Origin of the sequence: Kutzneria buriramensis (genome assembly GCF_003387475.1) — a bacterium.
Taxonomy (GTDB): domain Bacteria; phylum Actinomycetota; class Actinomycetes; order Mycobacteriales; family Pseudonocardiaceae; genus Kutzneria; species Kutzneria buriramensis.
The window spans coordinates 335,040-349,782 of record NZ_QUNO01000004.1; the positions used below are offsets into that span (position 1 = coordinate 335,040).

13 protein-coding genes and 2 tRNA genes are annotated in these 14,743 nt (G+C 70.5%); 11 read left to right on the forward strand and 4 right to left on the reverse strand.

From position 1 onward, the window contains the following. Window positions 1-18: 18 nt before the first annotated feature. The 3 genes from BCF44_RS13595 (at window position 19) to BCF44_RS13605 (ending at window position 1,927) form a co-directional block, all read left to right on the forward strand. Window positions 19-579, forward strand: coding sequence for a hypothetical protein (locus tag BCF44_RS13595; RefSeq protein ID WP_116174592.1), 561 nt, complete (start codon window positions 19-21; stop codon window positions 577-579). Next, window positions 576-1,151, forward strand: a complete 576-nt coding sequence (locus tag BCF44_RS13600; RefSeq protein ID WP_116174593.1) for a class I SAM-dependent methyltransferase — start codon at window positions 576-578, stop codon at window positions 1,149-1,151. The genes BCF44_RS13595 and BCF44_RS13600 overlap by 4 nt, the downstream gene beginning before the upstream one ends. A gap of 89 nt (window positions 1,152-1,240) precedes the next feature. Beyond that, window positions 1,241-1,927: a dienelactone hydrolase family protein gene (locus BCF44_RS13605; RefSeq protein WP_116174594.1), complete on the forward strand. Its 687-nt coding sequence runs from the start codon at window positions 1,241-1,243 to the stop codon at window positions 1,925-1,927. Here the strand turns inward: BCF44_RS13605 and BCF44_RS13610 are convergent, their stop codons facing one another. Both BCF44_RS13610 and BCF44_RS13615 read right to left on the reverse strand, forming a co-directional pair. Further along, a complete protein-coding gene (locus BCF44_RS13610; protein WP_116174595.1) occupies window positions 1,928-2,572 on the reverse strand; it encodes a CoA transferase subunit B in 645 nt (214 codons plus the stop codon). Beyond that, the gene (locus tag BCF44_RS13615) at window positions 2,572-3,324 is read right to left on the reverse strand and encodes a CoA transferase subunit A (protein ID WP_116174596.1); all 753 of its coding nucleotides are present in this window, start codon (window positions 3,322-3,324) and stop codon (window positions 2,572-2,574) included. Before BCF44_RS13615 ends, BCF44_RS13610 begins: the two co-directional genes overlap by 1 nt. 193 nt (window positions 3,325-3,517) lie before the next feature. On the opposite strand from BCF44_RS13615, the gene BCF44_RS13620 reads away from it, so the two are divergent. The 7 genes from BCF44_RS13620 (at window position 3,518) to BCF44_RS13650 (ending at window position 12,452) form a co-directional block, all read left to right on the forward strand. Further along, window positions 3,518-3,606 (forward strand) — tRNA-Ser (locus tag BCF44_RS13620). A gap of 35 nt (window positions 3,607-3,641) precedes the next feature. After that, window positions 3,642-3,714 (forward strand) — tRNA-Arg (locus BCF44_RS13625). A 274-nt stretch (window positions 3,715-3,988) separates the two neighbouring features. Next, complete coding sequence (locus BCF44_RS13630; RefSeq protein WP_116174597.1) at window positions 3,989-4,885, forward strand: hypothetical protein; 897 nt, start codon at window positions 3,989-3,991, stop codon at window positions 4,883-4,885. A 90-nt stretch (window positions 4,886-4,975) separates the two neighbouring features. Then, window positions 4,976-6,175 (forward strand): chromosomal replication initiator protein DnaA, encoded by a 1,200-nt coding sequence (locus tag BCF44_RS13635; protein WP_116174598.1) that lies wholly within the window; start codon window positions 4,976-4,978, stop codon window positions 6,173-6,175. Continuing rightward, window positions 6,168-9,962 (forward strand): FkbM family methyltransferase, encoded by a 3,795-nt coding sequence (locus BCF44_RS13640; protein WP_116174599.1) that lies wholly within the window; start codon window positions 6,168-6,170, stop codon window positions 9,960-9,962. The genes BCF44_RS13635 and BCF44_RS13640 overlap by 8 nt, the downstream gene beginning before the upstream one ends. 4 nt (window positions 9,963-9,966) lie before the next feature. Next, window positions 9,967-11,088, forward strand: a complete 1,122-nt coding sequence (locus BCF44_RS13645; RefSeq protein ID WP_116174600.1) for a class I SAM-dependent methyltransferase — start codon at window positions 9,967-9,969, stop codon at window positions 11,086-11,088. A 50-nt stretch (window positions 11,089-11,138) separates the two neighbouring features. Beyond that, a complete protein-coding gene (locus BCF44_RS13650) occupies window positions 11,139-12,452 on the forward strand; it encodes an acyltransferase family protein (RefSeq protein ID WP_147328486.1) in 1,314 nt (437 codons plus the stop codon). Here BCF44_RS13650 and BCF44_RS13655 read toward each other — a convergent pair whose 3' ends face one another. Both BCF44_RS13655 and BCF44_RS13660 read right to left on the reverse strand, forming a co-directional pair. Next, window positions 12,453-13,751 carry an alginate O-acetyltransferase AlgX-related protein gene (locus tag BCF44_RS13655; protein WP_147328487.1) on the reverse strand — a complete coding sequence of 433 codons (1,299 nt, stop codon included), beginning with the start codon at window positions 13,749-13,751 and terminating at the stop codon, window positions 12,453-12,455. Between the two features lie 49 nt (window positions 13,752-13,800). Further along, on the reverse strand, window positions 13,801-14,241 hold the full coding sequence (locus tag BCF44_RS13660; RefSeq protein WP_246015083.1) for an Lrp/AsnC family transcriptional regulator: 441 nt from the start codon (window positions 14,239-14,241) through the stop codon (window positions 13,801-13,803). Window positions 14,242-14,339: 98 nt separating this feature from the next. Between BCF44_RS13660 and BCF44_RS13665 the strand changes: the two genes are divergently transcribed. Continuing rightward, window positions 14,340-14,729, forward strand: a complete 390-nt coding sequence (locus BCF44_RS13665) for a rhodanese-like domain-containing protein (RefSeq protein WP_116174604.1) — start codon at window positions 14,340-14,342, stop codon at window positions 14,727-14,729. The last annotated feature ends 14 nt before the right edge of the window (window positions 14,730-14,743 follow it).

A 14,743-nucleotide genomic window follows, 5' to 3' on the forward strand; every position in this document is an offset into this window, starting at 1 on the left:
CCGGCGCAGGCTCGAAGCATGCTCAAGGTACGGAACGCCGCCTTCGTCGCCGCGCCGCTGCTGCTCGGCGGCTACGGCGTGGTGCGGCTGCTCACCGATCACGGGCCCGGTGTCGGATGGACGGTCGGGCACCTGCTGTTCCTGGCCGGTCTCGTGCTGTTCGTGCCGGTGCTGCTCACCCTTGGCGACCGGCCCGGAGCGGCGCCGGTGATCGCCGCCATCGGTCTGCTCGGCGTGGCCGCCTCGATGGCCCAGGTAGTGATCGACATCGTTGCCGGCCTGGTGGCGAGCGACCGCGCCGGGATGAACGCGATCTACCACCAGGTGCAGTCCGTGCCGGGCCTGCTGCCCGGCATCTACACGATCGGCCCCGCGCTGTTCTACGTGTGCCTGACAGCCCTGGCCATCCTCAACTGGCGCGAGCTGGGCTGGTGGAGCCCGATGCTGCTGGTCGTCGGCACGGTGCTGACGCTGGTCAGCCTCGACCTCATTCCGGTCACGGCAGTTTGCTTCCTGTTCGCGCTCGGTCCGTACGGTGTGCGCCGCACCGACCGTCGACTGACTGGGGCCGCGCCGTGAGTGACGCCAAGCTCTTCTTCCAGGAGTTCATCCGATCGCCGCTGACCACGGCCTCGGCGATCCCCAGCTCGCGGGCGCTGTCCGAGCAGATGGTCGCGCCCATCCCGGAGCAGGGCGAGCCGGTGGTCGTCGAGCTCGGGCCGGGCACCGGCGCCTTCACCGAGGTGATCCAGCGCCGACTGGACGGCCGCGGCCGGCACCTGGCCGTCGAGCTGAACCCGCGGCTGGCCGACGTGCTGGCGAAGCGCTTTCCCGACGTCGAGGTCATCGTCGCCGACGCGGAGAAACTGCCGGAACTGTTGGCGGAACGGGGAGTCTTCGCCGAGGTGGTGATCAGCGGGCTGCCGTGGGCGGCATATCGAGGAAGCCTCACCGAGGCCGTCGCGGCCGCGATGCACCCGGCCGGCGTCTTCACCCAGTTCACCTACACCTGGACCCGCTGGGCCGGGCCGTCCCGGCGGCAGCTCGCCGGTTTTCGGCGCTGCTTCGAGGAAGTCGTGCTCACCAGGACCATTTGGAACAATGTCCCGCCCGCGCTGGTGCACGTGATGCGCCGGCCGCGGCAGGTTTGACATCGAATCACAACGGGTAGGCAACGCTAGCCGCGTCTGGGGGCCGGTCGCGTTGACTGGAGTTCACCCCAGCGTGATTGGGTGGTGAGATGACGGAAACCAGGACCGAGAACCTGCCGTTGACCGACGGACGCGAGCTGCGCGTGACAGCCGCGGAACCGGAGGGTGCAGCGCGGGGCGGTCTGGTGCTGCTGCACGAGGCCCGCGGGGTCACCGACACGGTCCGGCTGCTCGCCGGATCGCTGGCGGCCGAGGGCTGGCTCGTGGTGGCGCCGCACCTCTACCCGGATGCAGACGAGCTGGCCGCGCAGGACGTGGCCGGCCAGCTCTCGCAGCTGCCGGTCGAGTCCGTGCTCGCGGACATCGACGTGGCCTGCGTGTGGCTCGCCGACCGGGGCATCACCCCGGACCGGACCGGTGTCATCGGCTTCGACCTGGGCGGCGCCGCCGCCCTGATCGTGGCGACCAAGCGCGCCATCGGCGCGGCGGTCAGCGTCTCCGGCAGCGGCATCGTGGCGCCGCTGTCGGACGGCATCCCCTCGCTCGTCGAGGTCGCGCACGAACTGAGCTGCCCCTGGCTGGGCATCTACGGCGAGCAGGACGAAGACGTCACCGGTGAGGAGGTCGCCAAGCTGCGGGACGCCGCCGCGTCGGCGCCCGTCGCCACCGACGTGGTGCTGCTCGCGCAGGCCAACCACCGCTTCGACACCGACCCGAAGGCCAGTGCCGAAGCGTGGCAGCGCACCCTCAACTGGTTCGACTCACACCTGAGGTGATCAGGCGACGCCGGCGGCCACCGAGATCTCCGGCTCGGTGGCCGACCGGACGTCGTCCACCGACACGCCCGGCGCCAGCTCCACCAGCTCCAGACCGGTCGGTGTGACGTCCAGCACGGCCAGGTCCGTGATGATCCGCTGCACCACACCGCGGCCGGTGAACGGCAGCGAGCACTCCTTGAGGATCTTCGGCGAGCCGTCCTTGGCGGTGTGCTCCATGATCACGATCACCCGGCGCGCGCCGTGCACCAGGTCCATCGCGCCGCCCATGCCCTTGATCAGCTTGCCCGGGATGGCCCAGTTGGACAGGTCGCCCGACGCCGACACCTGCATGGCCCCCAGGATCGCGGTGTCGATGTGGCCGCCGCGGATCATGCCGAACGACAGCGCCGAGTCGAAGAACGCCGCCCCCGGCAGCGTGGTCACCGTCTCCTTGCCCGCGTTGATCAGATCCGGGTCGACCTCGTCGTCCGTCGGGTAGGGACCGGTGCCCAGGATGCCGTTCTCGCTGTGCAGCACCACCGTGACGCCCTCGGGCAGGTAGTTCGGCACCAGCGTGGGCAGGCCGATGCCCAGGTTCACGTACTGGCCGTCCTCGAGCTCCCGCGCGGCCCGGGCGGCGATCTCCTGCCTGCTCCACCCCATCACTGGGCCTCCCTCACGGTCCGGCGCTCGATCCGCTTCTCGTTGTCCGTCACCAGCACCACGCGGTGCACGAAGATGCCCGGCAGGTGCACGTGCTCCGGATCCAGCTCGCCCGGCTCCACCAGCTCCTCCACCTCGGCCACCGTCACCCGGCCCGCCATCGCGCACAGCGGGTTGAAGTTCATCGCCGACTTGTCGAACACCAGGTTCCCGTGCCGGTCGCCCTTCGCCGCCCGCACCAGTGCGAAGTCCGTGGTGATGGCCTCCTCCAGCACGTACTCGCGGCCGCCGAACGCGCGGGTCTCCTTCGGCGGCGACGCCACCGCCACCCCGCCGTCCGCGGCGTACCGCCACGGCAGGCCGCCCTCCGCAATCTGCGTGCCGCCGCCCGCCGGCGTGTAGAACGCCGGGATGCCGCAGCCGCCCGCGCGCAGCCGCTCCGCCAGCGTGCCCTGCGGAACCAGCTCCACCTCCAGCTCGCCCGACAGGTACTGGCGGGCGAATTCCTTGTTCTCGCCCACGTACGAGGAGGTCATCCGCGAGATCCGCCGGTCGTGGAGCAGGACGCCCAGGCCCCAGTCGTCCACGCCGCAGTTGTTCGACACGACCCGCAGGTCGTCGACCCCGAGATCGTGCACCGCCCTGATCAGATCGCTGGGAATCCCGCACAACCCGAAACCACCCACGGCGAGGGTCGCCCCCGCGGGCAGATCACCGACGGCGTCAGCCGCTGACGGCCGAACCTTGTCCATTCTTCACTCCCCGGCCACGACGATGTGGACCCGTTCACGCTAGTGACCGGGCGGCGGAGGGTCCACCTCCGACCGGGGGTGGCCCCCGACACACCCGACAGGGCGAACCCGCAGGTCACACCCCCTCTGACCCCCTGTTTTGGAGCCTACGCGGGGAGTGTGTAGTCTTATCGACGGTAGCCGAGGGCTCCGGGGAGGCTTCGCCTAGTCTGGTCTATGGCGCCGCACTGCTAATGCGGTTTGGGTTCACCCCCATCCCGGGTTCAAATCCCGGAGCCTCCGCAACATCCTGCTACGGTAGGATGACAACTGAACACGCGCCCGTAGCTCAACGGATAGAGCATCTGACTACGGATCAGAAGGTTAGGGGTTCGAATCCCTTCGGGCGCACGCGCGAGAGTGGGAGAGCCTTGTTCACGAAGTGAACAAGGCTCTCGCTTTGTGTTTTGTGGGGCTCTCGCCCCACACCCCAAGGCAGGAGGGGCTTCGCCCCCCTGCACCCCCCTTCGGGCTCGCTTCGCATCGCCCTCGGGGGCTCGGCTTCGCCTTTGCCTTGTGTTGGGTGTGTGGTTCGGTGGGGTCGACACCTGGGGGCAGGGTGGGGTGGGCTGGACGGGTGTCGCACGATGGTGGCTACAGAACCTGGTGGCGGAGGTGCGGCGGGATGAGCTGGCAGAAGGATCTGCGGTCGCTGGACGCCGAGTTGGCCGAGAAGCGGATCACGCCGGCGGAGTACCGGAGTCGGCGGGATGATCTGCTGGCGTCGGTGTCGGGGGGTATGCCGCCGACCAGTCCGGGGCTGCCGTTTCCGCAGCACGTCGAGCCCTCGGTCAACGGGGCGGAGATGTGGACGGCGGTTACGCCGATGCCGACCGGGAGCCCGCAGGAGTACGGGCCGCCGCCTGAGTTGTTCAACACACGGATGACGAGGCGCACCAATCGCAAGCACGCGGTGACGGTGACGGTCGTGGTGGTCTTGTTAGTGGTGGGGCTGGGGGTGGGGTGGTGGTTCGGGTTCCGGGTGCCGACGACCACGTCCGCCGGCGGGCAGCCGGCGGCGTCGGGTGGTGCGGCCGTCACGGCGGTGCAGCTGAGTGATCTGCCGCCGTTGCCGGGCAAGGCGGACGCCAACAACGGGGACTACACGGTCGACCAGGCGGCGGCGAAGGGGCTGATCGAGGCTCGGGCGAGGACACTGCTCGCTGGGGACCAGGCGGGCAAGGTCGTCTTCAGTGGGTCGACGATGGGTGACCTGACCTACGTCGTATACGTGATCAACACGGACACGGCCGAGCAGGCGGCCAAGATCGCGGCCGACCTGGTGGCCTATCAGAAGGCGAACGCGCTGACGCCGACCGACAAGCCGGGGCTGCCTCCGTCGGTGAGCACGCTGCAGCTGATGACGGCCAACCTCGCCCAGTGCGTGGCGATCTACCCGTCGACGCACGCGGTGGTCATCGCATCGGCCAGCCAGCGGACCGGGCAACTGTCCGAGGCCACCATCACCGCGGGCATCCGGGACGTGATGGCAGTGGTCATGGCCCGGGTGCCGCTGAGCTGAGAGATAACAACCTGGTACTTCCCTGAGGCCGCCGCGGCGGCTTGGGCAGAATGGGGCCACCGACGAGGTCGACTATCCGGAGGTTTGGGGATGTCCTGGCAAGAGGAGCTGCAACAGCTCGACAGTGAGCTGGCACAGGGCCGGGTGACCCCAGAGGACTACCGCCAGCGCCGTGACCAGCTGTTGGGGCTGGCCCAGCAGGCCGGCGGCGCGCCCACCGGGCCGCCCTCGCAGCCGGTGCCGGCCCAGCCCGAGCAGGCCGCGCCGAGCCCCTTCGGCGCGCCGTTCCGCTGGCAGCCGAGCAACCCCGGCGGGGAACCGGCCGCCGAGTCGACCACGATCATGCCGCCGATCACGGACCTGCCGCAGGCCGGCGACCACGCGGAGCGCACGCAGGTCGTCCGCGGCGGCACCGCCGGTGTGCAACCCCAGCAGGGCCCCGAGAACGCCGAGCGCACGCAGGTGGTGCGCAACCCGCAGCAGCCGAACTTCCCGCCGCCGAACTACCAGGGCGGCTTCGGCATGCAGCAGCAGTCGCAGGGCAACTGGAACCAGCCCGCCCCGTGGGACAACGACAACGACATGCCGCTGCCGAACCCGAGCTCGCTCAACTGGATGCGGCAGGGGCCCGAGGTCTTCGAGGAGCGCAAGCGCTCCCGGGGCAAGATCATCGGCATTGTCGCGGTGGTGGTCGTGCTGCTCGCGGCCGGCTTCGGCGCGTACATGATCTGGGGCCGCGGCGGGCCGAGCACCCCGACCGCCGGCGGCGGCTCGACGACCGTGGCGCCGACCACCACGACCAAACCGAGCGATCCGCTGCTGGCCGACATCGCCGGCACCTCGCTGATCCCGGAGGGCCGCAAGGTCACCGACTTCGCCGCCGTGCAGGGCCTGAACTACCTCACCCCCGGCGCCAAGGACAGCGAGGTCGCCGCGTACGAGGCGGGCAACCCGTCCACCGTGCGGTTCGCGATGTCCAAGAGCGGCGGCGACACGATCATCGTGCTGGTGGTCAAGGAAGGCAGTGCGGACGCGGCCAAGCAGGCCAAGACCCAGCTGCTCGCGCTCCAGACCGGCTACGGGCAGAAGACCGAGACCGCGCCCGTGGGTGTCAGCGCGACCGGCCTGGACACCACTCCCGGTGCGTCCCCGGTGCTGCGCCGGGCGCACTACGTCTCCGGCGACTACGTGGTGCGCATCGAGGTCAACGGCACCAGCGTCAGCAGCGTCGAGAAGGACTTCACCAACACGATCACCGCGCAGACCACCAAGCTGAAGCCCGATGCCTGATCAGCCCACCAGGGGGCCGGTCGCGTGCACGATCGTCGCTCGGAACTACCTGCCCGCCGCCCGGGTGCTGGCCGCGTCCTACCTGCGTCAGCACCCGCGCGGCCGGTTCACGATCATGGTCGTGGACGCGCTGCTCGGCGAGCTGACCGGCGGCACGGACCAGCTCGACCTGGTCGGTCCGGACGTGCTGACGGTGTCGGAGCTGGACTTCCACCGGATGGCCACCGCCTACTCGGTGACCGAGCTGTGCACGGCGGTCAAGCCGTTCCTGCTGCAACACCTGCTGCGCAGCCATGACGTCGTGACGTACCTGGACCCCGACATCGAGGTGTTCGCCCCGATCACCGAGGTCGACGAACTGGCGGCGCAGCATGGAATCGTGCTCACGCCGCACGTGCTGGAGCCCATGCCGCGGGACCAGTTGCGACCGTCCGAAGGCGACATCATGGCCGCGGGCGTGTTCAACCTCGGCTACGTCACGGTGTCCCGCAAAGCCGCCCCGTTCCTGGACTTCTGGGCCGAGCGGCTGCGCCACGACGCGATCTCCTCGGTGACCGAGCAGCTGTTCACCGACCAGCGCTGGGTCGACAACGTGCCGGCGCTGTTCGACCACACGGTGGTCCGCGATCCCGGTTTCAACCTGGCGTACTGGAACGTCTACCAGCGTGAGCTGGCCCGGACGGCCGACGGCACGCTGACCGCGAACGGCGTGCCGCTGCGGTTCGTGCACTTCAGCGGGTACCGGCCGGAGAAGCCGTGGCTGCTGAGCACGCACTACGCGGACAAGCCCCGGGCGCTGCTGTCGGAGTACCCGCTGCTGGCCGACCTGTGCGACAGCTACCGGGACAAGCTGATCGAGGCCGGCTACGCCGAGTCGCTGGAGTCGATCCCGTACCGCTGGAACACCGCGGCCGACGGCACTCCGCTGTCACATTCGCTGCGCCGCGCCTTCCGGACCGCGTGGGTGCAGGCCGAACGCAAGGGCGCCGAGATCCCGCCCACGCCGTTCGACCGGGACGACCCCGACGCGTTCCTGCGCTGGGCCTGCTCGCCCGCTGACGGGGCGCAGGCGGGCGTCGGCATGACGCGCTGGGCGATGTCGGTGTGGAGTGCCCGCGCCGACCTCCAGATCGCCTTCCCGGACCCGCTCGGCGCGAACGCCGAGGACTACCGCCACTGGTGCATCACCTCGGGCGTCGCCGAGCACGAGATGCCGCGGCGCGCGGTGCCCACGGGCCCGAAGGCCGGCTCCACGGTGGCGATCGAGGACACGCGCGGCGTCAACGTGCTGGGCTACCTGACTGCCGAACTGGGCGTCGGCGAGATGGGCCGGCTGGTGCACGACGCGATGCGCGAGGCCGGGCTGCCGATCGCCGTGGCGGTCGAGGAGTCGACGGTGCACAACCGCACCGACCACAAGCTGCCCGACGGCGTGCGCCCGCAACCCCCGAAGTTCCCGGTCAGCGTGCTGTGCGTGAACGCTGACATGACCGAGCAGACCCTGCGGCTGCACTCCCAACTGGGCGGCGATCGCTATGTGATCGGCGTGTGGTCCTGGGAACTCGAGGAGTTCCCCGAGTGGATGCACTCCGCCTACGGACTGGTCGACGAGGTCTGGACGGTCAGCGACTTCTGCCGCGCCGCGCTGGCCGAGCACTCCTCGGTTCCGGTGCACACCGTCCCTGTCCCGGTGCGTGATCCGCTCGACGGCGCCGAGCCGCCCGCCCGCGACGGCGACGGCCCGACCCGGTTCCTGTTTGCCTTCGACTACAACAGCTTGTTCGACCGGAAGAACCCGCTGGGTCTGGTCCGCGCCTTCCAGAAGGCATTCGACGGACGGACCGACGCTGCACTGGTGATCAAGTCGATCAACGGCGACCTGCATCCGGCGCAGCGCGAGCGGCTGCGTGCCGCCGTGCGCGGCGACGACCGGATCACTCTGGTCGAGCACTACCTGTCCAATGCCGAGGTGCGCGAACTGTTCGCGTCGGCGGACTGCTACGTGTCACTGCACCGCAGCGAGGGCTTCGGCCTGACCGTCGCCGAGGCGATGGCGCAGGGCCTGCCGGTGATCACCACCAACTACGGCGGCTCCGGCGAGTTCCTGACCGACGGCGTCGGCTGGATCGTGCCGTACGAGCGGGTGGCGGTCGGCAAGAACCAGCACCCCTACCCGCCGACCGCCGTGTGGGCCGAGCCTGACACGGACGCGGCGGCCGAGGCGATGCGTGCGGTCGCCGCCGACCCGGCCGAGGCTCGTCGCCGGGGCCTGGCTGGTCGCAACCACGTGCTGACGACGCGGACGTTCGAACGGGCCGCGGCCTGGGTCGACGAGCGGGTGACGGCGGCCTACCAGCAGTGGCGGGCCGAGCCTGACGCCGCCCCGGCGCCCACGGAGTCGGGTTCGGACGACGACCAGCAGGTGCTCGCCCCGCTCCAGCAGTCCCGCGAGGCGCTGCGCTGGCGGGCCGATCCCGGTGTGCCGAGCAGGATCCCGGTCGCGCCGATGGTGCGTCGTGGCGTGCTGCGCCTGATCGATCACTACGACGTGCACCAGCGGCGGGTGCTGGCCAAGCTGATGGACGGCGTCGAGGGCGCGGTGCGTCGGGTGGAGAACCGCCTGACGGTGTCCGAGCAACGCACGACCGCCCGGCAGACGCACCTGGACCAGCGCATGGACGAGGTGGTCAGCCGGCTGGCGGAGCTGAACGCCCAGGTCGGCGCGCTCGACAGCGACGCGCAGCGGCTGGGCAAGGGCCTGGCCGGCGAGGCCGAGGAACGGTTCCGGCAGGTCAGCGAGCTGGCCGGCCGCGCCGACGAGGCGAGCCGGCGCATCGACGACGTGCGGCGCAGCGCCGAGCACGTCGACCACAAGCTGGTCGGTATGGTGCAGGACCGAGACGCCCGGATCGAGGAGACGGCCGCGGCGGTGACGAGCCTGAGCCGTCAGGTCCGTGCGCTGGACCGCAGCGTCCGCAGCCACCACGAGCTGCTGGATCCCGCGCCGGTCGACGGCCCGAGCGAGCCGGTCTCGACCGACGTCGGCATGCTGCGGCTGCCGGCTGAGGACACGGTCGTGCTGCCCTGGCTGCGGGCGTATTCGACGTGGGAGGAACGCGAGTCCCAGCTGCTCGACGAGCTGCTGAGCCCGGGGGCCACCTTTGTCGACATCGGCGCGCACGTCGGCTACCACACGGTTCGGGCGCTCCGCCGAACCGGCGAGACCGGCGCCGTGTTCGCCGTCGAGCCCTGGCAGCGACTCGGCGAGCTGCTGGCGCACAACGTCCGCGCCAACCTCACCCCCGCTGTCGCCAGCACGCTCACCGTGCTGCCGGTCGCCGCGTGGGACGAGGACCAGACGCTACGGCTGGAGCTGGCCGGTGACGGCAACAGCGGCGACAACCGGATCGGCGCCAACGGCGAGATCGAGGTTCGGGGCGTGGCCCTGGCCGGCGTCGAGGAGCTGCGGGCCCGCCGCCTCGACGTCGTAAAGGTGGATGCCCAGGGCCGCGACCACCGGGCGCTGGCCGGGCTGGCGGAGCTGATCCGTCGCGACCGGCCGCACGTGGTCTGCGAGTTCTGGCCTGAGGGCGTGCGGGACCTCGGCGACGACCCGGCCGCGACGCTGGCCCGCTACCGGTCTTGGGGGTACGAGCTGGTGCCGGTGATCGAGGGTTCCGACGAGGACCTGACCGCCGCTTCCGACGACGACGTGATCCGGCGCGCCGAGGCCGAGCAGGGCGGATTCGTGACGTTGTGGCTGCGGCCGACGAGCAGAAGGAAGTAGCGGGATGCCCCCCAGCGATGTGACGTCGGTGCGCTCCACCTGGGAGCAGTTGGGCCGCACCGACCCGATGTGGGCGGTGCTGTCCACGCCCGGCCAGCGCGACGGCGAGTGGCGGCTGGAGGAGTTCCTGGCCACCGGCCGGGACGGCATTGCGCACATCCGCGGCCAGCTCGAGGCCTGCGGCGCGGAGCTGGGGCAGCGGGCGCTGGACTTCGGCTGCGGCATGGGCCGGCTCAGCTTCGCGCTGGCCGAACTGGTCGACGACGTCACCGGCATCGACATCGCGGCCTCGATGGTCGAGCAGGCCGACAAGCTCAACCGGGAGCCCGAGCGGATCCGGTTCGTGCACGGCGACGGCGAGACGCTGCCGTTCCCGGACAACTCGTTCGACAGCGCGATCAGCCTGATCGTGTTGCAGCACGCGCCCGCCGCGGTGTCGCTGCGCTGCCTGCTCGAGCTGGCCCGGGTGGTGCGCCCCGGCGGCGTGCTGGTCTTCCAGGTGCCCAGCCATCTCGAGGAGCCCGTGTCGCTGGACCCGCAGGCGTACCGGGCGCGGCTGGAGATGGTGGATCCGCCCACGCGGATGGCGGTCGGCGAGGCCGTGAAGGTCCGGGTGCGGGTGACCAACGACAGCCCGCTGGCCTGGCAGCACGCGGGCGCGCTGCGGCTGGGCAACCACTGGCAGCGCGACGGCCGGCACATCGTCCAGGACGACGGCCGGGTGCGGCTGCCCAGCACGGTCCAGCCGGGCGAGACCGTCGAGCTGGAGCTGCGGGTGTCCGCGCCGGAGCAGCCGGGACGCGCGCTGCTGGAGCTCGATCTCGTGCACGAGCACGTGACGTGGTGGAGCGGCGTGGGCAGCCCGACCACGTTCGCCGACGTGGACATCGAACCCGCGCCGACGGCGCCGGTCGAGACGGAAGAGACGGCGACCGAGACGCCGGTCACGGTGGACGCCGCGGTGTCCGACGCGGCGATCGAGATGCACCCGCTACGGATCGACCTGGTGCGCGGGCTGTTCGAGCACCTCGGAGCGGCCGTGCTGCGGGCCGAGCGGGACGACCTCGCCGGCGACGGCTGGATCAGCTACACGTACGTGATACGTCTGAATGGCCCATCGCACTGATCAGGCTCCACTAGTCTGACCACACTGGTCGGGCGTCCTGAGGGGGGCAGGTGGCAGCAGGGCAGCAGACGGGCAAGCGACGTGTCGTGTTCATCGACATCGCCCGTGCCCTCGCGGCCCTGCTCGTGATGGAGAGCCATCTCGTCACGGCCTGGACGGTGCGCCACCACGTCAGCTCGCCGGTGTTCGACGTGGTCAACTCGCTGTTCACCGATCCGCTGTACCTGTCCAACCAGGGGATCGGCCAGCCTGGGGTGCCGCTGTTCTTCCTGATTAGCGGCTTCATCGTGACGCCGTTGGCGGTGCGTCAGGGCGTGGGCCGGTTCGCCGTCGGCCGCGTGCTGCGGATCTATCCGACGTTGATCGTCGTGGTGTTGCTGACCGGCGGCGCGATGCTGCTCGGCCTGCAGCCGTTGCTGACCGGGCAGGCCGACGACGTCACCCCGCTGACCCTGCTGACCAACGCCACGCTGGTGAACTACCTGCTGGTGCCGCAGGTCGTGCTGATCGGCGTCGCCTGGACGTTGATCATCGAGGTCGTCTTCTACCTGTTGATCATCGCGCTGCTGCCGCTGGTGCGCCGGCACCTGTGGGCGGCGATCGCCGTCGAGCTGACGTTCGTGCAGATCGTGCTGATGACCGCGCGGTCGTTCGGCCCCAACTACCTGCTGTTCGCCGTGACGGTGTCCTACATCCCGATCGTGGTGATGGGCCAGGTGATCTGGGCCGCGAACAGCAAGCGGATCCCGCTGTGGGCGGCCGGTGTGCTGATGACCGCGTGCTGGGTGCTGTACGTGTGGGCGGGCATGCGTGACATGGGCCGGATCGACAGCTCCTACGATCTGTCGCTGGCGATCGCGCTGCTGTGCTTCCTGCTGGGCCTGTTCGCCGAGGACCGGCTGAAGGAACGCGCGGCCTGGACCTGGCTGTCCGAGCGGACCTACTCGCTGTACCTGTGGCACGGCCTGGTCGGCTACGGCGTGCTGAGCGCCGTCGAGCCGGTCGTCGGCTTCGAGTTCGCCCTGGTGGTCGCGGTGATCGCGACGTTCGGCGCGGTCGAGGTCAGCTACCGGCTGATCGAGCACCCCAGCCACGTGCTGGCCCGCAGACTGGCCAGCCGCAAGCCCGACGAGAAGCCGCGTGACATCGCCGCCGAGATCGCGGCCGAGGTCACCACCCGCATTCCTCGGGTCGAGGAGCCGACTCGACAGGTGGCGGTTCGTCCCCGCCCGCCGCAGCCGCCGCAACGCATGCCGATGCCGCAGCCGCGCGACCAGTACCCGCCCCGGAATCCGCAGGCCCGACCGGCCCCTCGTGCCCCGCAGCTGCCGACCGCGCCGCCGCCCGGCCGGCACCGCGGCTGACTACCGCCGGGGGTGGGTGGCCATCGCCTTGGTCAGCGTGTCCAGCACCTTCGGATCAAGTTCCACCGAGATGCCCGGGGCGATGCCCCGCTCGACCATCTCGACGACGACCGTGTCGCTGTCCACCATCAGCTGCGCGACGGCGGCCGGGTCGCTGAGCAGCTTCGCGCCCTGCACGACGCTGACGTTCTGGAAGGCCGCGGCGATCGACGGCGTCGCCCAGGTGGTGAACGAGTCGCCGATCCAGGTGGTCGTGCCGCCGACCGTGCCCTTGACGTCGGCCGGGTTGTGGAAGGTGAGCACGTTGCGGGCGTCGAACGAGTCCTGGAAGGTCCGGTCGGTCGTGCCGTCGGGGGCCAGGGTCAGCCGGTCGGTCGTGTCCACGCCGGTCCGGCCGATCAGCGGCGGCAGATCCGCCGGGCCGCTGTAGGACTGCCCCTTGGCGACCTTCCACGTGCTGTCGATGCCCGGCACGATCGAGTCGGCGACGGCGCGGGTCATCAGGAACCCGCCGACGAAGGTCCAGTGGCTGTCCTGCGGGAAGTACACCGGGCCGCCGATCTGCTTCTCCGCCGCGTGCACCGCGCCGCGCAGGTCGATCGCGCCGGCCTCCTTGACGATGCGCGGCCAGAACTGGTCGCTCAGCTTCTTGGCGCAGTCCTTGCCCTCGTACTGCGACGGCAGGTTCTGCGGCTCGATCGTCGACTTGTCCGGCGGCACCACCAGGACGAACCGGCGGCCGGAGCCCACCACGTCGTCCTTGAGCCGCAGCACGCTCTGCATCACCGCGTCCAGCGAGGCGTTCGGCTGGCACTTGGCCCGCATGTCCTCGCCGTAGTACATCCAGCCGTTGTTGCCCTCGATGACCTGGGGGAACACCGCCGCCTGCTGCGGCGGGGCCTGGATGCCGCCGGGGGCGGCGTCCGTGCCGCTGGAGCCGAGCGCCGGCGGCTCGCCGAACACGCCTCGGCTGATCTGGTCGTTGGCCTGGATCGCGCTGTTGCGGAAGGACAGGTTGTCCACCGCCCACGGCACCAGGCCGCTGAAGAAGCCCCAGCCCTGCGACAGGCTCGGGAACGGGTGCAGCGGTCGGTTCTCGATCGCCGGCGGCTGGCCGAACACCGCCAGCCCGGCGAGCGGACCGAGGAAGAAGATCACCGAGCACACCAGCGCGAGCCGTTGCTTGGCCGCGTGCCGCGGCCGATAGTTCGGATGGTCGCTCGGCAGCCGCGCCTCGTGCACGGTGAACGGTTGGGTCTGCTCCGGGTCGGGCTCCCCCGTTTTCAATGGCACCGACACGAGCAGCACTCTAGTCACCCGCCGAGCCGGCACGGCCCTGGTTGGGGAACTAGTGCGTAAGCGCACGCCGGGGCAGCGGGCTGGAATAGACGATCGTCGTCGTGACGGGGCCGAGGGAGGAGATGCGGCCGGTGACCTCCTCCAGGTGGCGCATCGAGTGGGCCAGGACCTTGAGCACGAAGCAGTCCTCGCCGGTCACGTGGTGGGCCTCGACGACCTCCCGGGTGGAGTCGAGGACGGCGTGGAACGGCTTGTAGTTGTTGGTGGGGTAGCGCAGCCGCACGAAGGCCATGATCGACAGGCCCAGGCGCTCGGGGTCGACGACGGCGGAGTAGCCGGTGATGACACCGGATTCCTCCAGCCGACGCACCCGTTCGGTGACGGCGCTGGGGGACATGGCGACGGTGCGGGCGAGGTCGGCGTAGCTGGCGCGGCCGTCGGCCTGGAGTGCCTCCAGGATGCGCCAATCGGTGGCGTCCAGGGAATCCATGGTCACAGCGGCAGAATGTCATGGAATCCCCGCCCGTTGGGCGAAGGTGCCGTGGACGTTGGGTTCAGCCCGGGGGCTCCCCTCCCTAGCGTTGAGGCATGAACTTCTTCGAAATGCGTCTGGCATCCCAGACGGACCCCAGCGACGTCAGACAGGCCCTGACCAGCGGAAACCCGGGTTTTGTGCTGGTGGACACACGCAGTGACGAAGCCTGGGCGCAGGGGCGGATTCCGGGGGCGGTGCGGCTGGCGGGGGCCGAACTGGACCCGGCGGTGCCGGTGGTGACCTACTGCTGGGGACCCGGCTGCAACGGCGCGACGAAGGCGGCGGCGGAGCTGACGCGGCGCGGCTACCAGGTGCGGGAGATGATCGGCGGCATCGAGTACTGGATCCGCGAGGGCTTCCCGGTCCGCACGGACACCGGCGACGAGCTGCGGGAACCGGATCCGCTGACGGCGCCGGCGCGAGCGGTGGACTGCGGTTGTTGACGAGTTAACCTTCG